The 25,395-nt window shown below is 72.5% G+C and carries 27 protein-coding genes and 1 pseudogene; 9 read left to right on the top strand and 19 right to left on the bottom strand.

Annotated features, from left to right (window positions below; translation table 11 throughout):
- Positions 1 to 23 precede the first annotated feature (23 nt).
- A complete protein-coding gene (locus tag ACGF3H_RS18030; RefSeq protein ID WP_362493364.1) occupies positions 24 to 2,141 on the top strand; it encodes a SpoIIE family protein phosphatase in 2,118 nt (705 codons plus the stop codon).
- A 3-nt stretch (positions 2,142 to 2,144) separates the two neighbouring features.
- Here the strand turns inward: ACGF3H_RS18030 and ACGF3H_RS18025 are convergent, their stop codons facing one another.
- The 5 genes from ACGF3H_RS18025 to ACGF3H_RS18005 form a co-directional block, all read right to left on the bottom strand.
- The gene (locus ACGF3H_RS18025; RefSeq protein WP_362493366.1) at positions 2,145 to 3,038 is read right to left on the bottom strand and encodes a M23 family metallopeptidase; all 894 of its coding nucleotides are present in this window, start codon (positions 3,036 to 3,038) and stop codon (positions 2,145 to 2,147) included.
- Positions 3,039 to 3,063: 25 nt separating this feature from the next.
- The gene (locus ACGF3H_RS18020) at positions 3,064 to 3,570 is read right to left on the bottom strand and encodes a helix-turn-helix domain-containing protein (RefSeq protein ID WP_362493368.1); all 507 of its coding nucleotides are present in this window, start codon (positions 3,568 to 3,570) and stop codon (positions 3,064 to 3,066) included.
- 159 nt (positions 3,571 to 3,729) lie between these two features.
- Positions 3,730 to 5,571, bottom strand: coding sequence for an asparagine synthase (glutamine-hydrolyzing) (gene asnB, locus ACGF3H_RS18015; RefSeq protein ID WP_362493370.1), 1,842 nt, complete (start codon positions 5,569 to 5,571; stop codon positions 3,730 to 3,732).
- 320 nt (positions 5,572 to 5,891) lie between these two features.
- Positions 5,892 to 6,071: a hypothetical protein gene (locus ACGF3H_RS18010; protein ID WP_362493372.1), complete on the bottom strand. Its 180-nt coding sequence runs from the start codon at positions 6,069 to 6,071 to the stop codon at positions 5,892 to 5,894.
- Between the two features lie 89 nt (positions 6,072 to 6,160).
- Positions 6,161 to 7,885, bottom strand: coding sequence for a SpoIIE family protein phosphatase (locus tag ACGF3H_RS18005; RefSeq protein WP_362493375.1), 1,725 nt, complete (start codon positions 7,883 to 7,885; stop codon positions 6,161 to 6,163).
- Between the two features lie 308 nt (positions 7,886 to 8,193).
- On the opposite strand from ACGF3H_RS18005, the gene ACGF3H_RS18000 reads away from it, so the two are divergent.
- Entirely contained in the window at positions 8,194 to 9,003 is an 810-nt protein-coding gene (locus tag ACGF3H_RS18000) for a universal stress protein (RefSeq protein WP_362493378.1), read from the top strand.
- Between the two features lie 15 nt (positions 9,004 to 9,018).
- Here the strand turns inward: ACGF3H_RS18000 and ACGF3H_RS17995 are convergent, their stop codons facing one another.
- On the bottom strand, positions 9,019 to 9,894 hold the full coding sequence (locus ACGF3H_RS17995) for a PhzF family phenazine biosynthesis isomerase (RefSeq protein ID WP_362493381.1): 876 nt from the start codon (positions 9,892 to 9,894) through the stop codon (positions 9,019 to 9,021).
- 85 nt (positions 9,895 to 9,979) lie between these two features.
- Between ACGF3H_RS17995 and ACGF3H_RS17990 the strand changes: the two genes are divergently transcribed.
- Positions 9,980 to 10,870 carry a LysR family transcriptional regulator gene (locus ACGF3H_RS17990; RefSeq protein ID WP_362493383.1) on the top strand — a complete coding sequence of 297 codons (891 nt, stop codon included), beginning with the start codon at positions 9,980 to 9,982 and terminating at the stop codon, positions 10,868 to 10,870.
- 59 nt (positions 10,871 to 10,929) lie between these two features.
- Here ACGF3H_RS17990 and ykgO read toward each other — a convergent pair whose 3' ends face one another.
- From ykgO to ACGF3H_RS17950, 8 genes are all read right to left on the bottom strand, one after another.
- The gene (gene ykgO / locus ACGF3H_RS17985; protein WP_362493386.1) at positions 10,930 to 11,052 is read right to left on the bottom strand and encodes a type B 50S ribosomal protein L36; all 123 of its coding nucleotides are present in this window, start codon (positions 11,050 to 11,052) and stop codon (positions 10,930 to 10,932) included.
- A 30-nt stretch (positions 11,053 to 11,082) separates the two neighbouring features.
- Entirely contained in the window at positions 11,083 to 11,343 is a 261-nt protein-coding gene (locus ACGF3H_RS17980; protein ID WP_362493389.1) for a type B 50S ribosomal protein L31, read from the bottom strand.
- Positions 11,344 to 11,417: 74 nt separating this feature from the next.
- Positions 11,418 to 11,582 (bottom strand): 50S ribosomal protein L33, encoded by a 165-nt coding sequence (gene rpmG / locus ACGF3H_RS17975; RefSeq protein WP_362493392.1) that lies wholly within the window; start codon positions 11,580 to 11,582, stop codon positions 11,418 to 11,420.
- Between the two features lie 272 nt (positions 11,583 to 11,854).
- Positions 11,855 to 12,652 (bottom strand): GvpL/GvpF family gas vesicle protein, encoded by a 798-nt coding sequence (locus ACGF3H_RS17970; protein ID WP_362493395.1) that lies wholly within the window; start codon positions 12,650 to 12,652, stop codon positions 11,855 to 11,857.
- Positions 12,649 to 12,963 carry a gas vesicle protein K gene (locus ACGF3H_RS17965; RefSeq protein WP_362493398.1) on the bottom strand — a complete coding sequence of 105 codons (315 nt, stop codon included), beginning with the start codon at positions 12,961 to 12,963 and terminating at the stop codon, positions 12,649 to 12,651. The genes ACGF3H_RS17970 and ACGF3H_RS17965 overlap by 4 nt, the downstream gene beginning before the upstream one ends.
- Before the next feature lie 49 nt (positions 12,964 to 13,012).
- On the bottom strand, positions 13,013 to 13,945 hold the full coding sequence (locus ACGF3H_RS17960; protein WP_362493401.1) for a gas vesicle protein GvpJ: 933 nt from the start codon (positions 13,943 to 13,945) through the stop codon (positions 13,013 to 13,015).
- Positions 13,935 to 14,405, bottom strand: a complete 471-nt coding sequence (locus ACGF3H_RS17955) for a gas vesicle protein (RefSeq protein ID WP_362493403.1) — start codon at positions 14,403 to 14,405, stop codon at positions 13,935 to 13,937. Before ACGF3H_RS17955 ends, ACGF3H_RS17960 begins: the two co-directional genes overlap by 11 nt.
- Positions 14,406 to 14,607: 202 nt before the next feature.
- Complete coding sequence (locus ACGF3H_RS17950; RefSeq protein WP_362493405.1) at positions 14,608 to 15,144, bottom strand: hypothetical protein; 537 nt, start codon at positions 15,142 to 15,144, stop codon at positions 14,608 to 14,610.
- A 215-nt stretch (positions 15,145 to 15,359) separates the two neighbouring features.
- Here ACGF3H_RS17950 and ACGF3H_RS17945 point away from each other — a divergent pair, with 215 nt between their 5' ends.
- Genes ACGF3H_RS17945 through ACGF3H_RS17935 form a run of 3 tightly spaced genes read left to right on the top strand, consistent with a single transcriptional unit; the run spans position 15,360 to position 18,492 of the window.
- Positions 15,360 to 16,979, top strand: a complete 1,620-nt coding sequence (locus ACGF3H_RS17945; protein WP_362493408.1) for a PP2C family protein-serine/threonine phosphatase — start codon at positions 15,360 to 15,362, stop codon at positions 16,977 to 16,979.
- Positions 16,976 to 18,112: a cobalamin-dependent protein gene (locus ACGF3H_RS17940; protein ID WP_362493410.1), complete on the top strand. Its 1,137-nt coding sequence runs from the start codon at positions 16,976 to 16,978 to the stop codon at positions 18,110 to 18,112. Before ACGF3H_RS17945 ends, ACGF3H_RS17940 begins: the two co-directional genes overlap by 4 nt.
- A complete protein-coding gene (locus ACGF3H_RS17935) occupies positions 18,109 to 18,492 on the top strand; it encodes an STAS domain-containing protein (protein WP_362493413.1) in 384 nt (127 codons plus the stop codon). Before ACGF3H_RS17940 ends, ACGF3H_RS17935 begins: the two co-directional genes overlap by 4 nt.
- A 58-nt stretch (positions 18,493 to 18,550) precedes the next feature.
- Here the strand turns inward: ACGF3H_RS17935 and ACGF3H_RS17930 are convergent, their stop codons facing one another.
- Together ACGF3H_RS17930 and ACGF3H_RS17925 are read right to left on the bottom strand one after the other, a co-directional pair.
- The gene (locus ACGF3H_RS17930; RefSeq protein ID WP_362493416.1) at positions 18,551 to 21,160 is read right to left on the bottom strand and encodes a SpoIIE family protein phosphatase; all 2,610 of its coding nucleotides are present in this window, start codon (positions 21,158 to 21,160) and stop codon (positions 18,551 to 18,553) included.
- A 146-nt stretch (positions 21,161 to 21,306) separates the two neighbouring features.
- Positions 21,307 to 21,730: pseudogene (locus ACGF3H_RS17925) on the bottom strand (DUF6003 family protein).
- Between the two features lie 133 nt (positions 21,731 to 21,863).
- On the opposite strand from ACGF3H_RS17925, the gene ACGF3H_RS17920 reads away from it, so the two are divergent.
- Both ACGF3H_RS17920 and ACGF3H_RS17915 read left to right on the top strand, forming a co-directional pair.
- Positions 21,864 to 22,358, top strand: a complete 495-nt coding sequence (locus ACGF3H_RS17920; RefSeq protein WP_362493418.1) for a MarR family transcriptional regulator — start codon at positions 21,864 to 21,866, stop codon at positions 22,356 to 22,358.
- Positions 22,355 to 22,798 (top strand): MarR family transcriptional regulator, encoded by a 444-nt coding sequence (locus ACGF3H_RS17915; protein WP_362493420.1) that lies wholly within the window; start codon positions 22,355 to 22,357, stop codon positions 22,796 to 22,798. Before ACGF3H_RS17920 ends, ACGF3H_RS17915 begins: the two co-directional genes overlap by 4 nt.
- A gap of 221 nt (positions 22,799 to 23,019) precedes the next feature.
- On the opposite strand, the gene ACGF3H_RS17910 is transcribed toward ACGF3H_RS17915, so the two are convergent.
- Entirely contained in the window at positions 23,020 to 23,283 is a 264-nt protein-coding gene (locus ACGF3H_RS17910; RefSeq protein ID WP_362493422.1) for a DUF4190 domain-containing protein, read from the bottom strand.
- Positions 23,284 to 23,411: 128 nt separating this feature from the next.
- Positions 23,412 to 24,149 carry a MerR family transcriptional regulator gene (locus tag ACGF3H_RS17905; RefSeq protein ID WP_362493672.1) on the bottom strand — a complete coding sequence of 246 codons (738 nt, stop codon included), beginning with the start codon at positions 24,147 to 24,149 and terminating at the stop codon, positions 23,412 to 23,414.
- Positions 24,150 to 24,208: 59 nt separating this feature from the next.
- Here ACGF3H_RS17905 and ACGF3H_RS17900 point away from each other — a divergent pair, with 59 nt between their 5' ends.
- A complete protein-coding gene (locus tag ACGF3H_RS17900; RefSeq protein WP_362493675.1) occupies positions 24,209 to 24,682 on the top strand; it encodes a DUF6194 family protein in 474 nt (157 codons plus the stop codon).
- An 82-nt stretch (positions 24,683 to 24,764) separates the two neighbouring features.
- Here ACGF3H_RS17900 and ACGF3H_RS17895 read toward each other — a convergent pair whose 3' ends face one another.
- Entirely contained in the window at positions 24,765 to 25,319 is a 555-nt protein-coding gene (locus tag ACGF3H_RS17895; RefSeq protein ID WP_362493425.1) for a YceI family protein, read from the bottom strand.
- Positions 25,320 to 25,395: the final 76 nt, after the last annotated feature.

Raw genomic sequence — 25,395 nt, 5'->3', positions numbered from 1 at the left:
GATTGACGGAATAGTGTCGACATATGAGTACGCATGGCCCCGTCGGTGGCGGTGACGTCGCGTCCCTGGACGAGGCGCTCAGTGCCACCGTGCGTCGGACGGGGGCGCTGGCCGGTGGCGTGTACTTGCTGGCGTCGCGGGAACCGGTGCTCGTTCTCACCGCGGTCTGCGGCATGCCGGTGACGACCGTGGCGCCGTGGGCGCGGGTGGCGGTCTCTGCCGCGGGGCCCCTGCCGGAGGCGTTGCGCGAGGACCGCCTGGTCTGGGTGGGCCGCCAGGAGGACATGGCCCGGCTGTACCCGAACGCCGCGGCCGGCCTGCCCTACCAGTTCGCCGTGGCTTTCGCTCCCCTGCACGGCGTCCGCCGCTACGGGGTCCTGTCGCTGGTGTGGTCGAAGAGCCACCCGCCCTCCCTGACCCTGCGCGAACGCGGACACATCCAGTTCAGCGCCCGGCGCCTCACCCAGGTCCTGGACCAGGTGCCCGGCTCGTGGACCATCCCCGACCGGCCGCGTGCCGTGCCCCTGCGCCGGCCCGACCTGCCTCCGGACCAGGCCGGCCTCGCCGCCGTGGACATCGTCCAGCGCCTGCCCCTCGGCGTCCTGGGCCTCGACCTGGAAGGACGCATCACCTACCTCAACGACGCCGCCGCCCGCCTGCTCGGCCGCAGCACCGACCGGCTGCTGGGCAACACGCCGTGGCAGGCGGTGCCCTGGCTCGACGCGCCGGTCCACGAGGAGCACTACCGCGCGGCGGTCTTCAGCCGTGAGCCGGTCGCCTTCACCGCGCTCAGGCCCCCCGACCGGTGGCTCGACTTCCGGCTCTACCCCGACGAGAGCGGCATCAGCGTCCTCCTCTCCCCCAACCACGACCAGCATCCGGCCGACGCTCCGCCGCCCCGGGTCACCGCCCGTCTCGCGACGCCGAAGGACGCCGGGACGGGGCGGATCCACCAGCTGATCCACCTGTCGGCCGCGCTGAGCCAGACCGTCACCGCCGCCGATGTGATCAATGTGGTGGCCGACCAGATCCTGCCGGCCTTCGGTGCCCAGGGCATGGTCCTGTCCACGGCCGACTCCGGACGCCTCAGGATCACGGGGCACCGGGGCTACGACCCTCGCGTCGTCGCCCGCCTCGACGGACTGCCGCTCGACACCGACCTCACCCCCGCCGGTCATGTCCTGCGCAACGGTTCCCCGGTCTTCTTCACCGACCCCGAGGAGATGGCCCGCGAGTACCCGAAGGCCTCCGTACTCAGCGACAAGCAGGCCTGGGCCTTCCTCCCGCTGGTGGTGTCCGACCGCCGGGTGGGCTGCTGCGTCCTGTCGTACGACCACCCGCGCTCCTTCAGCGCCGGCGACCGCGCGGTGCTCGTCTCCCTGGGCGGGCTGATCGCCCAGGCCATGGACCGCGCCCTGCTCTACGACGCCAAACACGATCTGGCCCACGGCCTGCAGCAGGCCCTCCTGCCGACGACGCTGCCACGCATCCCCGGTCTCGCGGTCGCCGCCCGCTATCTGCCGAGTGCCCACGGCATGGACGTCGGCGGCGACTTCTACGACCTGATCCGGCTCAGCGACACCACGGCCGCCGCGGTCATCGGGGACGTGCAGGGGCACAACATCAACGCCGCCGCCCTGATGGGGCAGGTCCGCACCGCCGTCCACGCCACCGCCGGCGCTCGCCCCGGCGAGGTGCTGTCCCGCACCGATCGCGTGCTGGCGGACCTCGAGACCGATCTCTTCGTGTCCTGCCTGTACGTCCACATCGACCTCGCCGGGCGGCGCCTGCACCTCGCCAGCGCGGGACACCTCCCTCCGCTCCTGCGCACCGCGGCGCCGGCGGCGTCGACCGCCGAACTCGACGTGGAGCCCGGTCCCCTGCTCGGCATCGGTGCGGCGGCCGAGTACCCGGTCACGACCGCGCCGCTGCCGGCCGGGTCGGTTCTCGCCCTGTACACCGACGGCCTCGTGGAGACGCCCGACCGCGACATCACGGAGTCGATCGCCGCCCTCGCCCACCATCTCACCGGGGCCGGCGACCGGCCGGTCGGTGAACTGGCCGACGACCTGGTGCAGTACGCCATTCCCCGGCACACCTACACCGACGACATCGCCCTGCTCCTGCTGCACAGTCCGTGAGCCTCACGGGCGACGGGACGGCTCCGGTGACGGTCGCGGGCCGGGGCCGGGCACCGCGGAACGGTGCGGCACCGCCGTAACTTCGCCGACTTCGAACGCCTGGCCGCCGGAGGGCACTCCGACCCCGCGCCAGCTGAACGGCACACCGTGCGCCGTGTCCACGTCCGGCCCGTCCATCAGCTGGAAGTGCACGTGCGGCTGGGTGGAGTTGCCGGAGTTCCCGCAGCGGCCGAGCACCTGACCGGTGACCACCCTGTCGCCCGCCCGGACCTCGAGCGAGCCGCGCTGGACGTGCGCGTACAGGGCGTACGTCCCGTCGCCGAGGTCGAGGACCACGTGGTTGCCCACGATGCGGCGGGACCCGCCGAGCGTCCGGCAGGCACCCTCGATCAGCCAGAAGTACAGAACTCCGATGAGCGAGCTGCGGCTGAGGTGGTCGCGCTGTCCGTCCTCGGCGTGGACGACGGTGCCATCGGCCACCGCGTGCAGCGACGCCCCGAAGGCGGGGTAGGCCCGGTTGCGGTGGGCGACGGGCCAGAACCAGACGGGGGCGGGACGGGCCCCCTCCTCCGGCTCGGCCACGATGTCGATGGCGTAGGTCTGTGCGAGGTGGTGCGTGCCGTGGCTGGGCACCTTGTCGGCGGGGCTGTTGAGGGCGGACCAGCGTCCGGTGACCGGGGGCGCGACCTCGACCGGCGCCGGAGGGCGCGTCTCGATCCTCCGCCCGGCGGAGCGGGAGACCACCGCTCCGACGGCGATCGCGCCGAGCGCGGGCAGCCAGCTCACCCAGTAGCCGTACGGCAGATCCATGAACGGTCTGACGACGATCTGGGCGAAGAAGATCGCCCACAGCCCGCGCTGGACCCTCGCAGCGATCTTGTGTCGATCCACAGACATGTTCTCCCCCTTGTGCAGGCGATGGTCAGGTGACGGGACGCGCGGCCGTGAGCACCACGAGGAGCGGGACCACCCGCCCCGCGGGAACGTCGTACCGGCCGCGCTCCGGGGTGTGCAGCCAGCCCGCGCCGGTCAACTGGCGCAGGTGGTGGTAGATCTGGCCGGTCGTACCGACGTCCTCGAGCGCGGCCAGCTCGGCCGCGGTGCGCAGGCCGCCCAGGATCTCCCGCAGCAGCCGCAGCCGTACGGGGTTGCCGAGCGCGGCGAACGACTCGGCGGCGTCCGTCCACTCGTTCCCGAACAGCGTCTCCGTGAGCAGGCCGTACTGCCACTCGTAGCGGTGCCCCGTCGGCACCCGCACCGCCCCGGTGAACAGCACCGCGCCGTCCGCCTCGTGTGTCACCGGGTGCCGTGCTTTCAGCGCGTCGAGGGCCCAGAAGTCGCCCTCTCCGACGGGGGGCGCGGCAGGCCCCGTGCTCTCCAGCTCCGTCACGCGTCGTTCGAGCTCGGCGACGCGCTCTTCGAGATCCATGCCGACGAGATTACGTAATTATGTAATCTCGTGCAAGCCCGGAACGCGCCGGCGAGCCCCGACAAGCGAAGCCCCGTCCTCGCGGAGGGCGCGGACGGGGCGGGTGCGGCACGGGACGTCGCGACGACGGGCCGGGCGGCCGCGAGGGAGCGGCGCCGGTCAGCTCAGGTCGATCTCCGGCTTGTAGAGGTCCAGCCAGAGAGCGAGGTCGAGGGCCCGCTCCAGGCCGCGCCGGTCCGCCTGGCCGCTCATCGGCGCCTCCCGTTCGGCGGCCCGCCGCAGGCGGTCGGGGTCGACGAGGTCGAAGACCGGGTGGCCGGTGCGGGTGAGCAGGTCCTTGGCCTGGTCCTGGAGGGCCGCGGCGTACTTGGGGTCCTGCGTGGACGGGTAGGGGCTCTTGACCCGGTCGTACACGGACCGCGGCAGCACGTCCGCGGTCGCCTCGCGCAGCAGGCTCTTCTCCCGGCCGTCGAAGGACTTCAGCGCCCAGGGGGTGTTGTAGACGTACTCGACGAGCCGGTGGTCGCAGAAGGGAACGCGGACCTCCAGGCCCACGGCCATGCTGGCGCGGTCCTTGCGGTCCAGCAGGATGCGCACGAAGCGGGTCAGGTGCAGGTGGCAGATCCGCCGCATCCGGTACTCGAAGTCGCTCTCGCCGTCCAGCCGCCGGATGCCGGCCACGGCGTCCCGGTAGCCGTCGGCCACGTACGCGGACAGGTTCAGGTGCTGCGTCAGTTCCGGGCGCAGCACGTCCGTGTCCTCCCCCATGTGGCGTCCCAACGACACCAGCCAGGGGAAGGAGTCGGCGCCGCGTGCCTCCTCGTCGAAGAACTGCAGGTAGCCGCCGAAGACCTCGTCGGCGGACTCGCCGGACAGAGCCACGGTGGAGTGTTCGCGGATGGCCCGGAAGAGCAGGTAGAGGGAAGCGTCCATGTCACCGAGGCCGGCCGGCAGGTCCCGGGCCCGGATGACCTTGGCACGGATCTCGGGGTCGGCGAGGGACTGGGCGTCGAGCACGATGTCCTGGTGGTCGGTGCCTGCGGCCCCGGCGACGTCGTGCACGAAAGGAGTGTCGGGGGTGCCCCGGAGTTCGTCGGCGATGAAGTTCTCCGCCTGGCCCACGAAGTCGACGGCGAAGCTGCGCACCTTCTCGCCGTGTTCGCCCAGCTGCCGGGCGGCGAGGGCGGTCATCGCGGAGGAGTCCAGTCCGCCGGAGAGCAGGGTGCAGCGGGGCACGTCGGCGACGAGCTGCCGGCGCACGATGTCGTCGAGCAGCGAGCGGACGTGCGCGATCGTGGCGTCCCGGTCGTCGGTGTGCGGCCGGGTCTCCAGGTCCCAGTAGCGGCGGTGGTGCACTCCCGAGCGGTCGACCGTGACGACGGTCCCGGGCTCGACCTCCCGCATGCCGTCCCATACGGCGTGACCAGGCGTCTTGATCATGGTGAACAGCTCGCGGAGCCCGTCGAGGCCGACCCGGCGGCGGGCCAGCGGGTTGGCGAGGATCGCCTTGGGCTCGGAGCCGAACAGCACGCCGTCCGTGGTCGGGTAGCAGTAGAACGGCTTGATGCCCATGCGGTCGCGGACCATGACGAGCTTGTCGGCACGACCGTCCCAGAGGGCGAAGGCGTACATGCCGTTGAGACGCTCGGGGAGAGCGTCACCCCACTCGAGGTAACCGCGCAGGACCACCTCGGTGTCGGAATCGGTGGTGAAACGGTGTCCACGGTCCGCGAGTTCACGGCGGAGTTCGGTGAAGTTGTAGGTCTCGCCCGAGTAGACGAGCGCGACCGTGCCGTGCGGAGTGTCGACGGTCATCGGCTGCCGTCCGCCGGGAAGGTCGATGATGGCGAGCCTGCGGTGGCCGAGCGCGACGGGCCCCCGCGCCCAGACGCCACGGTCGTCCGGTCCGCGGCAGGCCATCGTCTCGGTCATCGCGTCCAACGCCGCCGTCTCGGTGCCGAGATCACGGTCGAAGGAGACCCAGCCGGTGATGCCGCACATACGCTACCTCCTGCTTCCGGCTCTCCCGACGCCCCGCTGCGACCAGTTGTTTTGCTACTGCGAGCGCACCGCCCGGCGAACCAGTTGTAGTTGCCATCTACATTCCGAGCGTGCGTCATGAGAGCGAGCGGGGTCAACGTGAGCACGACGAGGAGGAGGCACCTCGCCTCTCAATTTCGGCCATCCTTTGCGAACGCGATACCTTCTGTCGCGGTCAGGCACGGCCTTCGCCGCGCGGAACCGGCCACGGGCAAAGTCTTCTTCAACGTGCGCGACACGTCCGGTGGCGGGGACAGGGGCCCCGCCACCGGAGCGCCCCCCTACTCGTCGCGACCCTCGAAATCCCGGCGGACGGCCGCGCCCTGGTCCTCCGTCAGCCCCGCGTCGTCCGGGAGTTCCAGGACGGCACCGCAGTGCTCGCACAGGTTCCCGTCTCCGGCGGGGGTGCCGCAGGCCTTGCAGAAGCGGTGGTGGCTTCGGTTCTCCGATGTGTTCGTCATGTTCTCTTCCGCACGTCGGGGCAGGACGCGGAGCGGGTTCCCGGAAGGGCGTCGCGGATGCCCGGCGGGGACCGTGTGTGACCGAGGGATCAGACGTCCGCCCGCCTCGGTGTGCGCAGCGCCAGGAGGGCGACGTCGTCCAGGCCCGGCGGTCGGACGCGGCGCAGCAGTTGGTCGGCGAAGGAGGGCAGGGGCCTGTGGGCGAGCGACGCGGCGTGCTGGCGCAGCCGGTCCATGCCCTCGTCGAGAGTCCGGCCCGGTGCCTCGATGAGCCCGTCGGTGTACAGCAGGAGGGTGCAGCCCGGTGGCAGCAGCACCGTCGCGTCGGGGCGGGACGCGTTGAGGCCGGTGCCGAGCAGGAGGCTGTGCCCGTCGGTGAGGTAGTCGGCCAGCCCGTCGCGGGTGACGAGCAGCGGCGGAGGGTGCCCCGCGTTGGTCCAGGACAGCCTCCAGGCCCCCTCCTCCGTCCTGATGACGCGGGCGAAGACGAGCGTGGCCATCGAGACGTCGGTGATGGGCATGATCGCCTCGTCGAGGCGCTCCACGATGCGGCTGGCGGGCTGCTGCTGCGACCAGGCGTAGGCGCGCAGCATGTTGCGCAGCTGGGCCATCCCGGCGGCGGCCTCCAGATCGTGGCCGACGACGTCCCCGACGGCCAGCGCCGTCGCGCCGTCGGACAGGGAGAAGGCGTCGTACCAGTCCCCGCCGACCTGGGAGGCGTCGGGGGCGGGCAGGTAGCGGACGGCCATCTGCAGTCCGGGCACGCGCGGCATCTGGGGCAGCAGGTGGTTCTGCATGGTCTCGGCCACCGCACGCTGGCGCTGGTAGAGGCGGGCGTTGTCGAGCGCCAGGCTGGCGCGGCGTGCGATGTCCTCGATCAGCGGCAGGTCGAAGGTGGAGAACTCCCCCGGCTTGTCGGCCCGGCCCAGGGTGAGGGCTCCCAGGACCTCTCGAGTCCCCCGGAGGGGCACGATGGCGGCCGAGCGGATGCCGGTGGCGTCGAACAGCCGACGCTGTTCGACGGCGATGCCGGAGTCCGGGGCGCGCTGATAGGTCTCGGGTCCGGCCAGCGCGGAGGCGACGCCGCGCAGGGCGCGGGACAGGGGCATCGGTGATTCCTCGGGCACGGGCGGCATCGGGCCTTCCAGGTCCTCACGGTGCACCAGGCTGTCCCCGTCGACGTGGACCACGGAGGTTCGCCACACCTCCTCGTGCTCGGTGATCAGGTCGATGACGGCCCAGTCCGCGAGCCGGGGCAGGACCAGCGCCACCAGTCGGCGCAGCGTCTCGTCGACGTTCAGGGTGGAGGTCACCTGGGTGGTGGTCTCGGCCAGGAGGGCCAGGCGTTCGAGTTCGCTCATGGGCTCGGCGGACAGCACCGGGTGCGTCCCGGCGGGCTGCGCCTGCTCACGCGAATGGAAGACGACGAGCGTGTGGGTGTCGTGGCCGTCCACGGCACAGGGGGCGATGAGCCAGGAGACGGGCAGGACGGAGCCGTCGGCGCGGGCGAAGTAGTCGAGTTCGCCCTGTGCGGGGCGTCCGGCGTGGAAGGCCAGCCGCATGGCACAGCGCGTGGCCGGCAGCTGCTCCCCGTGAGGCCCCCGGTGCAGCAGGTCGTGAGCGTCCTGGCCGGCCATGTCCGCTGCCCGGCGGCCGAGCAGCTCCTCGGCGCGGGTGTTGACGGCCGCGACACGGCCCTGCTCGTCGACGACGTACGCTCCGGTCCCGATGATCTCCAGGGCCTCGAGAAGCTGTGGACGAGGAGCTTCCCGGCTCTCTTCGTGGCCGGTCCCCGTGCCTTCCCCGCCTGCCATGTCCGGGCCTCCTCGTGACCGCGCCGCATCGGTCCCGCTCCTGCTGCGCGGCCTTCCCGCGGTACGTGCTGTTCCGCTTTCTCTATGCCCCATGGTGACGGAATACTCTCCACCGTCCGTCGGCCGCGCTCCCGCCGGCGGTTCCCGGCGGAGATTCCCGGGCCGGGCCGGCGCGCGGCCGGGCCACCGGCCCCTGGGCCGAAGAACGTGACGACGGTATCCGTCGGTGCGCCGGCCCTTCAAGAATTGCAGCCGCCCACCGATGGGGCGAGGCTGGGGATGCGGAGCCTGAAGTGGAGCAGCCACTCATGAGCAAGCTGGTCGTGGTCGGGGTGGACGGCTCGGCGACGAGTCTCGCCGCCGTGGAAGCGGCCGCCGCGGCGGCAGTCCGGCGAGGTGCGAAGCTGCGTGTGGTGCATGCCGAAATCCCGGTCAAGCCGAGGTACGTCGTGCCGGACCCGGCCTCCGGAACGCTGGTCCGGGAAGCGGCGGCCCGCGCCTGTGACGTGGCACCCGGGGTGGCGGTGACCCAGGCCGTGGTGGAGGGTGACGTGACGTACGTGCTGGAAGCCGAGTCACGGGCCGCGGATCTGATCGTCGTCGGCTCCCGCGGCACGGCGCGTGCCGTGGGCCTGCTGCTGGGATCCGCTCCGGTCGCCCTGGCCGCCCTCAGCCACTGTCCGGTGATGACCGTCGCCGCGGAGCACCGCCCGTCCGCCGACATGGGGCCGGTCGTACTGGGCGTCGACGGCTCCGCGGACAGCGACCGGGCCGTGGACGTCGCGTTCACCGAAGCCGCGCAGCGCCGGGCCGAACTCGTGGCGGTGCACGCATGGCGGCCGGGCGGGGCGGCCGGCCCGGATTCCGAGGCCGCGGCGCGCAGGCTGGCCCAGGTGGTCGACGTCCGGGCAGCCGGCCGCCCGGACGTCACCGTCCGGGGCGACCTGGTGCGCGGCACGGCGCGTGACGTCCTCCTGGACGCGAGCAGGGCGGCTCAACTGCTGGTCGTCGGCGCCCGCGGCCGCGGAGGCGTCGCCGGACTGCTCCTGGGCTCGGTGAGTCAGACCGTGATGACGCACGCCCACTGCCCGGTCGTCACGGTGCGCAGGACGGCATGAGCAGCCGCCGGACGCTCATCCGGTGATCGGTACGGCGTGACCGGTGACGTGACTGCGCGTGCCGTGCGGGTCCGCACGCACGGTGAGTTCGCTGGGACGGCCCATGTCCTCGCCCTGCCGGACGGTGATCACACCGGACGCGGGCAGTGCGCCGAGGGTCCGCAGGTAACCGCCGAACGCGGCCGCGGCCGCTCCGGTGGCCGGGTCCTCCACCACGCCGCCCACCGGGAACGGGTCCCGGGCGTGGTACCGCTGCTCGTCCTCGCGCCAGACCAGGTGCACCGTCGTCCAGCCGTGCTTCCGCATGAGGTCGGCGAGCGCGTCGAAGTCGTAGTCGAGGCCGGCCAGCCGGGCCCGGGAGCCGACGGCGAGCACCAGGTGGTCGTTGCCGCCGAAGGCGACGTGCGGCGGCAGCTCGGGGTCGAGGTCGGCACTGTCCCAGCCGAGGGCCGAGAGGGCCGGCTCCAGCTCGTCGGTCCGCGCCGGCCGCGACCGGGTGGGCACGCTGGTGAGCGTCGCCCGCACCGCGCCCTCGGCATCCGTCTCGGTGGTCACCAGGATCTCTCCGGCAGGGGTGTCGAACGCCAGGTCGCCGGCGCCCAGGCGTTCGGCGAGCGCCACCGCGGTCGCCACCGTGGCGTGGCCGCAGAAGGCGACCTCGGCGAGCGGGCTGAAGTAACGGAGCGTGAACCGGCGCCGCTCGTCGTCGCGGGAGGTGACGAACGCCGTCTCCGAGTAGCCCACCTCGGCGGCGATGGCGCCCATGCGGTCCGGGCCGAGCAGCGCGGCGTCGAGGACGACACCGGCCGGGTTGCCACCGTCGGGGCGGGAGGTGAAGGCCGCGTAGCGCAGCACGTCGACGACAGGCGAAGAAGTGGTCATGGCCTTCATGATTCCGCTCGGCGTCCATGAAGTCCAACGATGGTTTCTGATCGATTCCATCGAAAAACCCGATGGCGCGGCGTAGGGTGCGGTGATGGACACCCGGCTGCTGCACACCTTCGCCACGCTCGCCCGGACGGGCAGTTTCACCGGCGCCGCCACCGAGCTGCGGCTCTCCCAGTCCACGGTCACCGTGCAGATCAAGTCGCTCGAGAAGACGCTCGGCGCACGGCTCTTCGACCGCATGCCCCGTGGCGCGCTGCTCACGGAGGCGGGGCGCCGCCTGGTCCCGTTGGCCGAGGACGTCCTGGACGCCGAGTCCCGCCTGCTCAGCGCGGCCGACGGCGAGGGTCCGGTCACGGGCACCGTGACGGTGGGCGCGGGCGAGACCCTGTGTTCGGCCCACCTCCCCCAGGTGATCACCTCACTGCGTCACTCGCACCCGCGGGTCGCGGTGCACCTGCAGGCCTGTGGCACGGCGGGCGCGGTGGAGGGGCTGCGGGCGGGAGCGCTCGACTGCGCGCTCCTGCTGGAGGACGAGGTCGACCACCCGGACGTCGTCGCCGAGCGTCTCACCGGCCAGCCTCTGGTACTGCTGGCCGCACCCCACCATCCCCTCGCCTGCCGCGCGACCCCGGTGACCTGGCAGGAGCTCGCCGAGGCGGACTTCTTCCTGCACGAGCAGGGCTGCTCCTACAGCGACCGGCTCGCCGGCCGTCTCCGGGCCGTCAGCGGAGCACGGCCCCGACTGACCCGGTTCGGCAGCATCGAGGCCGCCCGTTCGTGCGTGGCGGCCGGACTGGGTCTGACCGTCCTGCCCCTGGCGAACGCGGCCCCTTCGCTCCGCGACGGCACGCTCGCCTCCGTGCCGGGCCCCGCCCTCCCCGACGTCTCCGTCCTCCTCGCCCGCCACCGGCGCCGCGGCCCCACCGCCGCCGCCGTCGCCGTCGCCTCCCGGCTGCGGCAGCACTTCCGCACCGCCTGACGAGGGCCCGGCACCGCGGGCGTGCGGTGCCGGGCCCTCGGGTCCGCCGTGATGTCCCGTCAGCCCTGACGGGCCTTGAAACGCGGGTCCTTCTTGTTGATCACGTAGGTCACTCCGTGCCGGCGCACCACCTGGGCGCCGGGCTTGGACTTCATCGAGCGCAGCGACTTGCGTACCTTCATCGCGGTGTCCCTCCGGAGGATCGGGTGCCGTCAGCGGCGGGCGGGGGCGGCGGTGCCGTAGCGCCGCTCGAAACGCTCCACACGGCCTGCGGTGTCGACGACGCGCGAGGTGCCGGTGAAGAACGGGTGGCTCGCCGACGAGATCTCGACGTCGACGACCGGGTACGTCACGCCGTCCTCCCACTCGACCGTCTCACGGGCGTCGAGCGTGGAGCGGGTGAGGATCCGGAAGCCCGCCGCGCGGTCGCGGAAGACGACCGGACGGGAGACAGGGTGTGTTCCGTGCCTCATGGTGCTGTCCTTCCTGGAGGCCGCCGCCTCGGGAGCGGCGGCGCGGTGGAGCGAGGAGCGGCGGTCCGCGCGGGTCAGCGCGCCTCGCGGAAGAGGACGTGCCCGCCGACGACCGGGTCGTACTTGCGCAGGACCAGCCGGTCGGGGTCGTTCAGACGGCTCTTGCGGGTCACGTAGGTGACGCCGGTGCCGGCCGTGGAGGTGAGCCTGACGACCGGACGCGTGGTGCTGCGTGCCATGGGGTGCTCCTTTCGCCCGAGTCGCTTGACTCGGACATGTCATACGTACGGTGCAACGCCCGCGACGGGTACCGCATTCCCGACGAAGGGTGACGTGGAGGGGCGGTCGCCTGCGCGGCGAGCGGCTCTGCGGGGCTTCAGCCGGACGATCGTCCCCGCAGGCGAGAGGTGAGGCCCGGGGACACTGTCCCCTCCACGCTCACGGTCGCCACAACACGGCCGTGCGCCCGGGCATTCCCGGACGCGCGGAAGGATCGCGGCCCGCACGGAGGTCAGCGCGCCGCGTGCTCCGCCGGCTCGTGGGGCCGTGTCTCGGTGAACGAGTACGGCGGCCAGGGGCCCAGGAAACGGATGCGCAGGGCGGGCTGCCCGGCCTGCGCCTCGCTCAGGACGGCACCCACGGCGTCGATGTCCTCGTGCCGGACGAGCAGGGCCGCGGACAGGACGTCGGTCTCGCCGGGCACGCGGTGGGCCGGCCCGCGGTCGCGGAGGTCCTCGGCGACCGCCAGCAGGCGCCGCCGGATGCCGGCGTGCAGCGTGTCCGCGAGCCGGCCGGCCTCGTCCTTCTCGCGCTGTTCGCGCTGCTTGGCGAGCAGCCGCCGCATGCCGGGCGACCGGGGGGCGTCCTCCGTCTCCCCGGTGCTCGCGGCGGTGGCGGCCGCGCGGTCCAGGGTGATCTCCACGCGGAGTTCGCACCGCCCGGAGAGCGCCCTCAACTGGCCGTTGACGTCGTCCTCCTGTTGCCTGATCCAGTCCCCCAGCCGCTCCTCGGCGCTCCGGCCGGACGCCGCGTCGTCGGCGACCAGGACGTTGAAGGTCATCGGCAGCAGGCTGCCCGCGCGTTCCCAGACGGTGGTGACCGCCTCGTTCTGTTCCGCCACCCATCGGCGCACCTGGTCGTCCTCACCCTGGAAGGGGGCCGGCGTGGCGTCGTGCACCAGCGCGGCGACGCCGGTGCCCGGAACTCCCGCCAGGCGCAAGGGACGCCCGCCGAGCCCGGTGACGCCGTCGGCGACGCCCTGCTGGTCCGGAAGCAGGGCGTACACGTACAGAGCGGTGTCCTCGGTCATCGCCCGGCCTCCTCCGCCCAGCGCTGCGGGTTGATCAGCTTGTCGACCACGTCGTCGACCACGTCGTCCAGCCCCCGGTGCAGGTCGGCGACCGAGGTGACGATGCCGTGGTCCTCCTTGATCTGCTCCATCGCCTCGTCCAGTTCCAGCAGGGCGTCGGCGAGGCGTTCGGCCTCCTCCGGGGCGAGGTCGCCTCCGTCGATGCGGCGCATGGCCTGGCGGTCCAGAGCCTCCTGGATCACCTCGACCAGCGTCACGACGAGGGACAGCACCCCGTGCTTGAGGCTCTTCTCGTCGACGGTCAACGGCATGTCGTCATCTCCTCGTTCCGTTGCACTGCTCGATCCGTTCCCGTCCCGCTCACGCGGTGGCCGCCGCGGGGCAGGCGGACGCGAGCCGGCGGACCCAGCGGTCCGGGTCGTCCGCCGCGAGCCGGATCTCGTCACCCGCGGCGGTGCGCAGCACGAGAACGCTCCCCTCGCCGCCGGGGCCGTACCCGGGCGCCCGCCGCACCCCGGCCAGGTCCGCGGTGGGCAGCACCAGTGCGGGGCGGGCGTCCACGGGTGACTTCCAGGTGAGCCGGCCGGCCGTGAGCCGCGCCCGTCCGCCGCGCCACAACGGGCCGGACCTGCGCGGCTCCTCGTACCACAGGTGGCCCTCGGCGACGGGCGGCTCCTCCTCGCCGGCGGCCCGGGACGGGAGGGCGGGCGCGAGACGCCCGACACGGGAGCGGGTGAGCAGCTCGTGCAGTGTCTCCGGCTCCCTGGCGGAGAGCAGTTCCCGGCGCCCGTCGGCCAGCGACACCTCCAGGCGCAGGCGTTCCTCGCCGCCGACCGTCCGCTCCGGCTTCAGCCGCACGTCGCGCACGGCGCCGAGGCCGGTCTGCCAGAGCACCTCCCGGGGCTCCTCGCGCAGGACGACGAGGCGCTGGTCGGTGAGGTACACGGTGCCGGGCCGCCAGCCGTGGTACACGCCCTCGGTCAGCAAGTGGCCCCCGCTCATGCGGCGGACGACGCTCTCGCCCGCCCGCAGGTCGAGGGCGCGGCGGGCGACGGAGCGCTCGGCCCATGCCCGGGTGGCCTCGTCCCAGTGGCGCATCATGCCGTACTCCAGCATCGTCTCCATCCCGGCGACGGCCGCCCGCACCGAGACGCCGATCAGCGGGATGTCCGCGACGGCGACGATGAGATCCAGGTGCAGGACCGCGCCCTTGTTGAGCAGGACCTCCACCAGGTCGTCCAGGGTCACCCTCGGTTCGCGGGTGGGCCGCATCGGGGACCGGTCAGTCTGCACGCCGCTCGGCCTCTCGCTCGGCCGGGTCCCGATCGCGGTCCTCGTCGCGTCCGCCGTCGCCCTGCGCGTCGGCGTCATGGTGACCCGTCAGGGCGGCCTGTCCGGACTCTCCCCGCACCTGGGCCTGGGCACTGCGCCACCCGCACCAGGGGCACCATTCGTTCAGCAACTGCTCGACGGGCACGCGCTTGCCGCACGCCGGGCAGGTCTCCTTCTCCTCCCGGGTGTCGCGCCACGCGGCGGTCTCGGTGTCCGTGCCGGAGGGGAACTCCAGCCCGTAGCGGGCGGCCGTCTCGAAGGAGGCGAGGGCGGCCCGCAACCGGATGCCCAGCAGCTCGACCCCGGCGACCGAGACCATGATGTCGGCGTTGAGCACCAGGCCCTTGTCCAACAGGGTTTCCACCACGTGCGCGAGGCTTCCCTCGCCGTCCCGCCGGGGCTGCATGGGGGCCGCGCTCACCGCCGGCACCGTTCGAGCCGACGGCTCGCGGCCAGGGGCGGCTGCGGGGAGCCCGCCGTCGCTCGCAGTGGTCCTTCCGGTAAAGCTGCTCATTCCAGCCGCCTTGCCGGTCTTCCGCCATTCATACACCGCACGGTGGCGCGTGAGTGAGCTCTCGGGCGGCGGGGAAGGGCATCCCGCGCAGGAGGGGGGCCCGGCCGCGTCACTCGATCAGTGTGTCCGCGGCGATCACCAGGAGCCCGATCAACATGTCCACGACTCCCGCCCGGCAGGAGGAGAGCCAGCCGAGCCCCGCGGTGCGGGCTGCCGAGACGCCCACGGCGAACAGGGCGACGGTGTTGAACAGCAGAGCCGCGTCGACCGCCGTGCCCTCCGACCACCACTCGGCGACCGCGCCGGCCAGGAGCAACAGGGTGGGCACCACCGCGGCGACCAACGGCCATTCCGCGGCCGCCGCCCGCAGTCTGCCGACGCCGGGCGCTCCCTGGTCGGACGCACGCCGGGCGATGACGTGCGCGTACCCGTGGGCGGCTGCCGACGCCAGCGCGGTGAGCAGCACCCACAGCGCGTCCTCACCGGGGTCGGCCTCCTCCCCCGGCACATCCAGCGCGGCCACCATGGCACTGGCCAGCACCAGGCCGTAGATCCCCCGGAAGAGCCAGCGTTCCGCCAGCTCGGGCCGCAGACTTCCCCGCGGTGCGGTGCCCTCGGGCGGGACGTGGTGGGCGTGGTCGGGCATCGCATCGCCTCGGTGCTGGAGGAGAGATGGGTCACCCCATGCTCACCCCCACGCCGTCGGCGGCCACGACGCCACGCGGGGCCGAACCGCTCACCGCGGTACGGCGGCCGAAGGCCGAGGGTTGCGAACGTGGCCCGGCATGGGACACGGTGGGCGAACAACAACCGTGTCGCCCTTGAGGAAGTTTGAGGGTTCTCTCCGGAGGTGTCCCTCACATGTCTGCTTTCCCGGAAGGCGTCCATCCCGGCGCCACCCGTGTGGTGAGCGCCGCCGCCGCTCCGTTCCCGGTGGTCGTCATGGACGCGGCCGGCCACGTGTCGGAGCTCAACGGCGCCGCCGGGGCCCTGCTGCCCGAGGCCCGGGTCGGTGAGGCCCTGTCGGCGCCGGACTGGCTCGCCGCCGCGCCCCGCTCCCCGGGCACCGGCCCGGTCGGCGGCACGGTGGGAGAGGCGTTCTTCTCGGCCCATCCTTCCGTTCTCCCCGACGGGGGCACGGCGTGGTGGCTGGTGGAGGAGACCGCCCACCGGACGGCCGTGAGGGAGCTGGCGGCGGAACGCGAACGCACCCGCTTCCTGTCCGAGGCCTCCAGTGCCCTGCTGGCGTCGCTGAACCTGGAGCGGTGTATGGAGGTCACCGCTCGTCTGGCCGCCGAGCACCTGGCCGACGCAGCCCTGGTCATCTCGCCGACCTCCGCGAAGAAGCTGCCGATGGTCGTCTGCGACCAGCACGGGCGCCTGGCCCACAGCACCGTCTCCACCGCCGTGCAGGGCGTACCGGGTCTGGTGGAGGCACTGCGGGGCTTCCCGCCGGTGCCCTCACGCTGGATCGATCCCGCCACGGCTCCCGACTGGCTGGTCCCCGACGGTTTCGGCGCGGTCGGCTCGCTGGCCATCACTCCCCTGCCAGGCCACGGCGTACCGGCCGGTGCCCTGATCCTGCTGCGCCGCGCGCCGCAGGCCGCGTTCAGCAAGGCCGAGGAGGCGTTCGCCGGCCTGTTCGCCGCCCGGGCCGGTGCGGCGATGTCCGCCGCGCGGCTGTACGCCGAGCAGAACAGGATCACCGACACGCTCATGCGGGACCTGCTGCCGCCGGGTCTGGGGCAGGTGGACGGCGTGGAGTTCGCCGGAGGTTACCGGGCCAGCGTCGACGCCGACCGGATCGGCGGTGACTTCTACGACGTCCACCCGGCGAACGACGACTGCCCGGACTCCCTGTCCGTACTGGGTGACGTGGCCGGAAAGGGCCTGGAGGCCGCGGTCCTCACCGGCAAGATCCGCAACACCCTGCAGGCGCTGCTGCCCATGGCCGGTGACCACGGCCAGATGCTGCGACTGCTCAACAACGCGCTGCGCAGCAGCCATTCCACGCGCTTCGTGACCCTCGTCCTGGCGTCCGCCCGCCGCGAGGACCGCGACGTGGCACTGCGTCTGACCTCCGCCGGCCATGCCCCGCCGCTGATCGTGCGCCAGGACGGCACCGTCGAGGAGGCCGACACCGGCGGCACCCTGATCGGTGTCCTGCCGCGGATCACCACCCGCACCGCCGAGTTGCGGCTCGCTCCGGGCGAGACCTGCCTGCTCTACACCGACGGCGTCACCGAGGCCAAGGGCGGGCCGATGGGCGACACCATGTTCGGGGAGACGCGGCTGCGGCGCGCACTGCGCGGGTGCGCCGGGATGCCCGCCCAGGCCGTCGTCGAGCGCGTGCAGATGCTCGTCGACGAGTGGATCGGGGACGGACGCCACGACGACATCGCGGTGCTGGCCATCACCGCGCCCAGGGGCGCCCATCTCAGTGCTGTGGACGGGACGACTCCGGGCAGGTACACGGCATGACGGACATTCCCGCTCCCGGCATCGGCAGCGAGCACGGCCGCCACGGCATCGGCACCCGGTTCGCCCCCGCCCTCGGCGACGAGCGCGCCCGGGCATGGGCGGAGAAGCTCTGGACGGCCGCCCGGGCGGCCGACGAGTACGCGGCGCTCGACGTCGTCACCGGCGCCCTGGACGCCGGGCTGGAAGCGGAGACGGTACTGCTCGAGGTGATCGGCGCCGTCCAGCACACGGTGGGCGTCGAATGGGCCGCGAACCGTATGAGCGTCGCCGACGAACACGCCGCCACCGCGATCAGCGACCGTGCCATCGCCGCGCTTCCCGTCCGCCGCCCTCGCACCTTCCGCGGGAAGGTGACGGTCGCCTGCGTGGACAAGGAGTGGCACGCCCTGCCCGCGCGCCTGCTCGCCGAGACACTGCGGCTGCGAGGGTGGCGGGTCGGCTATCTCGGCGCCCAGGTCCCCACCACCCATCTCATCAGCCAGATCCACCGCACCGGTGCGGACGCCGTCTGTCTGTCCGCCGCGCTGTCCACGCGCCTGCCCCTGGCCCACGCCGCGATCACCGCCATCCAGGCCATCGGCACGCCGGTCATGGTCGGCGGCCTCGCCTTCGGGGCCGACGGGCGCTACGCCCACCGGCTGGGCGCCGACGCCTGGGCGCCCGACGCCCGTGCGGCCGCCGACCGGCTGTCCGCCGGTTCGCTGCCGCGTCCCCGGCCGCCCCATCAGGCGCTCGACGACCTGCCGCACCTGGCCGACCAGGAGTACACCATGGTCACCCGGTCCTCCCGCAGCCTGGTGCGCGAGACCTTCCAGCGCCTGGAGGAACGTCTCCCCGCCATGGCCGAGTACGACGAGGACCAGCGCGAACGCACCGCCGAGGACATCGCCCACATCGTCGACTTCCTCGCCGCCGCCCTGTACGTGGACGACCCGGACCTCTTCACGGACTTCCTCACCTGGACCGGCGACGTCCTCACGGCTCGCGGCGTCCCGGCGCACTCCCTCCTGCCGGGCCTGAACCTGCTGGAGGACCAACTGCGCGACTTCCCCCGCAGCCGCCGTCTCCTCGACGCCGGACGCACCGCTCTCACCGCCCGCCACCGGCCCTCGGACGCTGGAAGAACACCGTGACCGTCTCTCCCGACACCCCCGTCGTGCTCGTGCCGACCACCCACCCGCACACCGTGTGCCTCGCCCTGACCGGCGACCTCGACTACGACAACGGTGACTCGGTGCTCCACACCGCCCGGCTGGCCCTGCGCGATCAGCAGGACGCGCGCGAACTGCGGCTGGACTGCCGGGAACTGGGGGCGGTCGACTCCACGGGACTGTCCGTCCTGCTGCAGATACACCGCCTCGCGTGCCGGGACGGCATCGGCTTCCACCTGGACGGCATCGGCCCGACGCTGAAGCGCCTGCTCGACATCACCGGGACGTACGAGCACCTGACGACTCCGCGCCCGGACACGTCGGCGACGGAGCCGTCCGGGGAAGCGACGTCCGAGTCGTAGCGGTTGCCCTCCCGCGGAAGCGACGACGCCGCCACGACGGCCGGCGGACCAGGGCCGGTCAGGTCTCCGGCGGCAGGTCCTGGGCCGGGGCGAGCGACTGTTCGGTCCAGATGACCTTGCCGTGTCCGGTGTAGCGCACGCCCCAGCGGTCGGCGAGCTGGGCGACGAGGAACAGGCCGCGGCCGCCCTCGTCGAAGTCGGCCGCCTGGACCACGCGCGGCGCGGTGCTGCTCGCGTCGCACACCTCGCAGATCAGCACGTGGTGCCGGAGCAGTCGCACGGTGACGGGCGGCGTGCCGTAGCGGACGGCGTTCGTGATCAGCTCACTGAGGATGAGTTCCGTGGTGAAACCCGCGTCGTCGAGTCCCCAGCCCTCCAGTTGGCGCATGCATGCGGCGCGGACGGCACCGACGGCCTCGAAGTCGGCGGGGACGTCCCACTGCGCCATGTCCTCGGCCGGGAACCGACGGGTGCCCGCCACCAGCAGGGCGACGTCGTCGCGCGACCCGTCCGGCACCATGGCGTCGATGACCGTGCTGCACGTGCTCTCGCAGCCCGGCCCTGTGCCGGCGAGGACCGACCGCAGCCGTGCCAGTCCGGTGTCGATGTTCCCGCTGCGGCTCGCCACGAGCCCGTCGGTGTAGAGAACCAGGCGGCTTCCCTCCGGAATGCCGGTCTCCGCGGTCTGGAACGGAGCGCTTCCCAGGCCGAGCGGCAGGTTGGCCGGCACGTCGACGAATCCGACCGAGCCGTCGGGCCTGACGAGCGCGGGGGGCGGGTGCCCGGCGCAGGCGACGGCACACCGGCCGCTGGTGGGGTCGTAGACCGCGTACACCAGGGTCGCGCCGGTGACGGTGTACTCATCGCCTCCCGTCTGGTCCGCGGCATCCAGACGCCTCACGAGCTGGTCCAGGTTGAAGAGGAGGTCTTCCGGGGGGAGATCCAGCGCCGAGAAGTTGAGGACCGCGGTCCTCAGTCTGCCCATGGTGGCGGCCGCCTGCAGACCGTGTCCGACCACGTCCCCCACGACCAGAGCGACCCGGGCCCCCGACAGGGGGATGACGTCGAACCAGTCGCCGCCGACCCCTGACCGGGCCGGCAGATAGCGGTGGGCCACCTCCACGGCGTCCTGTGCGGGCAGGTCACGCGGCAGCAGGCTGCGCTGCAGCGACACCGCCGTGGCGTGCTCCCGCGTGTAGCGGCGTGCGTTGTCGATGCACACGGCCGCGCGGGCCGTCAGTTCCTCCGCGGGCGATACGTCGTCCGGCTGGAACGGAGGGTGGCGACCGCGCCAGAACATGACGAAGCCCAGCACCACTCCCCGGGCCCGCAGCGGCACCGTGATGAGCGAGTGGAAGCCCAGCCGGAGCACGTCCCGCGCGCCCTCCGGATCCGGTACCCGCCAGTCCCGCGCCTGGGCCAGATCGGTCACCAGAACGGCGCCCTCGCCCTGGACCGCCTGCCCTTGCTGGGTGAGCGGCCCGTACCCCAGACTGCTGCCCGCCTCGTGCCAGGGCCAGGCTTCGACCGCGCCGCGTACCGCCGCGCGCCGCACCGACGACGCGACCCCCGGTACGGGTTCGTCGCCGCGGAGCACCGGATCGAAGAGGTCCACGGTGACCACGTCGGCGAACTGGGGGACGACGAGATCCGCCAGCTCTTCGGCGGTGCGCACCACGTCCAGGGTGCTGCCGATCTCCGCGCTCGCCCGGTACAGCAGCTCCAGGCGCCCGCGCGCGACGTCCACTCGCCCGGCGAGAGCGCGGAGCTCGGTGGTGTCGCGCAGCGTCGCGACCCCGCCGCCCGGGCCGCCCCGGCCGCGGCCCGTCCGTCGCACACTGACCGCGAGCAGACGGCCACCGACGAGCTGAACGGCGTCGTCGACATCCTGCTCGGACGCCAGGAGACGCACCATCGAGCCGGGCAGGCCGAGGTTGCGCAGCGGCCGCCGCTCCGCGTCCGCGGGGAGTCGCAACAGGCGTCGGGCCTCGTCATTGGCCAGCGACAACCGGCCGTTCTCCCCGATCACCAGGACGCCTTCGCGCGCAGCGTGCAGCACCGCGTCATGGTGCTCGTACATGCGCGTCACCTCGGTCGGCCCGAGCCCGTGCGTCTGACGGCGCAACCGCCGGCTCACCAGCCACGCCGCGCCCGTGGCCAGCGCCAGTGACCCTGCGGCACCGGCCGCCAGCAGCGGAAGCTGCCGGTAGAAGGTGCTGCTCACCGTGCTGATCTCCAGGCCGGCCGTCACGATGCCCACGACTCGCCGGTCGGCGTCGGTGACCGGCACGGCCGCGCGCACGGCGTCGGTCGGCGCTCCCCGGAACAATTCGGTGTAGGACTCGCCGGCGAGTGCCCGGCTGAAGTCGCCGCTCGCTCGCTTGCCGATGAGATCGGGTCGGGCGTCGGTGTAGCGGACACCGTCCCGGTCGAGCACTGCGACGAAGTCCACGCCCGCTGTGCGCCGTGCCCGTTCGGCCATCGGCTGCAGGGCCGCTGTCGGGTCCGGGCGCTGCAGGGCCGCCGCGACGCCGGGTGAGCTCGCGAAGCCGGCCGCCACGGCAAGCGCTTCGTGTCGCGCCCCGCGCACCGCCTGGCTCCGCGTCTCGTACACCAGTGTGATGTCGCTCAGCGCGGCCAGGAGCAGCACGATGAGCAACTGCAGCACGAAGACCTGCGCCGCAACGCTGTGCAGCCCCGGTTTCCGTGGTCTCGGTGATGCGCCGCTCGTCCCCTCACGCATTCACCAGTTTTAGCACCTCTTGTCCTGTTGTCGCCCCCGGCAGAAGGTGCGGGCACCGCGTCGCGCCGGCGTCAGCGGGCGATCGTCTTGACGGCGGTCAGGTCCTCGCCGGTCAGTTCCGCGACGCGGTGCGCCGGCACTCCGGCGGCCAGCGCGCGGACGAGCAGAGCTTCCCGTCCGTCCGCGCAGGAACGGTAGGCCAGCAGCTCCTCCTCCAGCCGTGCGACGTTCTCCGGCGCGGCACGGTGGCGCAGGCGGCTCAGCTCCTCCTCGCCGAGGGGGACGGGCAGTCGCTCGGCGCCCTCGGGAATGGAGTCCGTCTCCTCCGGCGGCAGCAGGCGCAGGGCGGGGGACGAGGCGGTGACGCCCTGGGCGTCGAGCCAGGCGCGCACGGCAGGGGTCTGCATGCAGGCCAGGTCCCCGAGAGCCGCGGGGGGGCGTTCCGAGCGTCAGGGCCGGGCCGTCCAGCAGAACGAGGTAGGCGTCGTCGGTCATCTTCCGTTTCCTTCAGGGGAGGCCGATCGGATCAGGCCTTCCCTATACCCGTCTCGGGCGACCTCACCGGGGTGACATCCACGGCGGCCCGAAGACAGTAGCCATGGACATAGTAGCCATGTACTCTAAAGACATGAGCAAGGGTTCCGCCGGTCACACGCCCGGCTTTCTGGTGTGGCGACTCGCCAACAAGTGGCGCGTCGCGGTCGACCGCGCCGTGGCTCCACTCGGCCTCACGCACGCGCAGTACTCACTGGTCGCGTCGCTGCACGCCATGCAGCGCACCGGTGAGCGGCCCAGCCAACGCCGCCTCGCCGACCACACCGGCATGGAGGCGCTGTACGTCTCCAAGCTGGCGCGCGCCCTGGAGTCGGCCGGCCTGATCGAGCGCACCCGGGATCCCCGCGACCCGCGCGCCGTACAGCTCGCTCTCACCGAGCGCGGCCGGGACGTCACCGGGCAGGCCATAGCGGTGGTCCACGAACTCCTGCAGCAGTTGCTGGAGCCGCTCGGTGGCCTCGCGTCCTCGCGGACGCGCGCGTTCACCGACGAGCTGAGGACCCTGCTCGACGTACCTCTCGCACCTTCCGCACCGGACGACAACAGCTTTGAGGGGACCACACCATGACCGCCACCGCACCCGTCGCCGACGCCCGCGCCCTCGGGCTGGCCCACTACGCCGCCCGTGGCGTCCTGGAGCACTTCCTGGCCCGGCGCGGCGTCACGTTCCAGCAGCAGACAGCCCTGCGCGCCGCCGTCACGGCCGACGCCCCGCGGACACCGGACGATCTCGTCACCGAGGTCGGCGCTTCCCTCAAGGCCGATCCGGCCTCCGTCCGCGCCACCCTCGACGAACTGCTGGCCGCGCGACTCCTCGTCGCGGACGGTGAGCGGCTCCGCCCCACGGACGCGGGGCGCGAGCTGATCGCCGGCGTCGCCGCGGAGACCGCCCCCGTCTCCGCCCGCATCTGGGGCGGGATACCCGCCGAGGACCTGGCGGCAGCCGGTCGTGTCCTCGCGCTGGTCACCGAGCGCGCCGACGCGGAACTCGCCGCACTGGCCCCATGACGGTCCGAGCCGGTCAATGGCGTCCGAGGAGGGGGCGGTCGTGAAGGGCGGTCGCCTCCGCGGCGTAGGTCACTGCGGGGCTTCGGCCGAGCGATCGTCCCCGCAGGCATGAGATGAGGCCCGGGGTCACAGTCCCCTTCACAACCGCACCGTCTTCAACGCCCGCGACCGCCCCAGCATTCCCGGCCGGAGCCTGGGCCGGGCGTGCGATCGGGTGTCGGTCAGCCGAAGTTCCAGGTGAAGCTGCCGCCGTTGTTGGCCGCGACGGCGAACATCACGATCATGAGGACGATGTCGACCACTCCGAGGCCGATACCCCACTTCGCCATCGTGGAGCCGGTCTGGCGCAGCGCCACGGCACCGAAGACGATGGCCAGCGGGCCGAGAATGATCGGCAGGACGAACAGACCGACGATGCCGCAGACCAGACCCGCGATCGCCAGTCCGCTCGTCCGGCTCGTCTTGTGCGCGCTGTAGGACGACATCGTTATCTCCCAAACTTTCGCAGTTGGCTTCTTTTGTTCTTCCGGTTCCTTCCTGGTTGCCCGCCCCGGCCGATACATGCCTGTGCCGAGTGGCCAAGTGCTGTGTGGCGCAGGCAAGTTGCCGGCCACTACCCGGTCGGCCCATCCTCGGTCGACGTGACGACGGCCGCCAGATCAGCGCCCGCGCGGAGCAGCGCCACGGTCCTGGCAGCGATCTGTTCGAGACGTCGCCGCAGGATGCGCTCGGTGTCTTCCACTCCGTCGAGCCGGTGCAGGGACCCCATGATGTCGCGCACCGCGGGGATGCCGTACCCACTGCCGCGCAGGGCCGCGACGATGCGGGCCGCGCCGATCGCGGAAAGACCGTAGCGACGCGCCCGCAGCGAGGTCACACGGTCGGGAACGACCAGCCCCTCCTGCTCCCAGAACCGCAGGGCCGAAGGACGTACGCCCAGTGCGCCGGCGAGCTCCGTGATCGTCATGGCGTCACCCTCGTGCGCGAAGTCACCGCTCTTCGCCTCGGTTCGGATCGCCCGCAACGCCTCCTGAGCGCGCAGCGCCTCGTCGCGTTCCCGCGCGAGACGGACATGCGCGTCGCTGATCGCCGCGGCTGCCGTCGTGAGCGGCTGCGTTCGCAGCTCCGCGAGCATCTGCCGGGCCGCCACCGGCCCGACAGCGCGGGCAAGGCCCCGGTAGGCGCGGAGAGCCCGTACGTGAACGGGGGTGTAGGAACGGTAGCCGTTGGCCGATCGCGCGGCCGGCGGAATGACTCCCAGCCGCTCCAGGTCGCGGACCTGTTGGACCGAGTATCCCGACTCCCTGGCGACATCGGCCGTCCGCAGCGGTACTCGCTCCGCACCGTTCATGGCCTCGCGCACCGGTCGACCCCACAGAAGCACTTGAAGGTCATGCTTGAACCATGAGTATGGAACAGATCATCGCGACCGTGCGAGACTTCGACGGTGCGCTCGTGCTCGCCCCGGAACGGGGAGGCGACTTTCCCGAGAGCGCCTGGGGAGACGCCTTCTTCTACTACTCCGCCGACGGCCGGGTGCCTCGGAACGTCCAGCCGTACGGGACGATCGTCACCAAGGACCAGCCCGGCGACACCGCGTCCGGCCTGGACGCCCCGGACCGCTGGCGGGTGAACATCCAGGTCGGCCGTGCGACGTTCCAGGAACTCACCGGTGAGGAGCCACGCGCCTTGAGCCGCCCTCGCGACCACGCGGCCGTCGACACGGTGATGCCGCACCCGGTGTACGGCGAGCTCGGCTGGGTCTCGGTCGTCACACCTGGTGCGCGGACGACGGACACCGTTCTGGGGCTTCTGCGCGACGCGCACGACGCCGCTCGTGCCCGGTTCGCGCGGCGACGCGAACGGACGGCCACGGCAGACTGACCCTGCCGGTGCGGTCGACGCGGGGAGACGTCGTCCGGCCGGCGTGGGCCGCGATGAGGACCACGCCGGCCGGGCGCCGCCGCTACTGCTGCTTGATCGCGGAGACGTCCAGCTCGAGGACGATCTTGTCCCCGACCAGCACGCCACCGCCTTCCAAGGGGGCGTTCCAGGTGACACCGAAGTCTTTGCGGGAGATGGTCACCGCTCCTTCCAGCCCGACCCGGTGGTTGCCGAAGGGGTCGACGGCGCTGCCCGTGTACTCGACGTCGATGGTGACCGCCCGGGTGGTGTCCTTGATGGTGAGGTCGCCGGTGACGCGGTAGTCGGTGTCGGAACGCGGTTCGACCGAGGTGGTCCGGAAGGTGATCTCGGGGTAACCGGGGGCGTCGAGGAAGTCGTTGGTCCGCAGGTGCTGGTCGCGCTGTTCCACGCCGGTGTCGATGCTCTCGGTCTTGATCACGACCTGGGCCGTGGAGCGTGCCGGCTCGGCGCCGTCGAGGTGGACGGTGCCCTCGAACTGGTGGAACGCGCCGCGGACCTTGGTCACCATGGCGTGGCGGGCCACGAAGCCGATCCGGCTGTGGGCGGGGTCGAGGACGTAGTCCCCGGTGAGGTCGGCGAGGTCGGTGGTGGTCAAGGCTCCTCCAGGGGGCTTGGATCCCGGCGGTCGGTCCGGATCGTTGCCGCTCCACGCTAGGGCTTGGCCGCCGCAC

Origin of the sequence: Streptomyces sp. NPDC048185, assembly GCF_043202495.1 — a bacterium.
Taxonomy (GTDB): Bacteria; Actinomycetota; Actinomycetes; order Streptomycetales; family Streptomycetaceae; genus Streptomyces.
The sequence above is the reverse complement of the archived record's forward strand: the minus strand, read 5'-3'. Positions and strand labels throughout refer to the sequence as shown.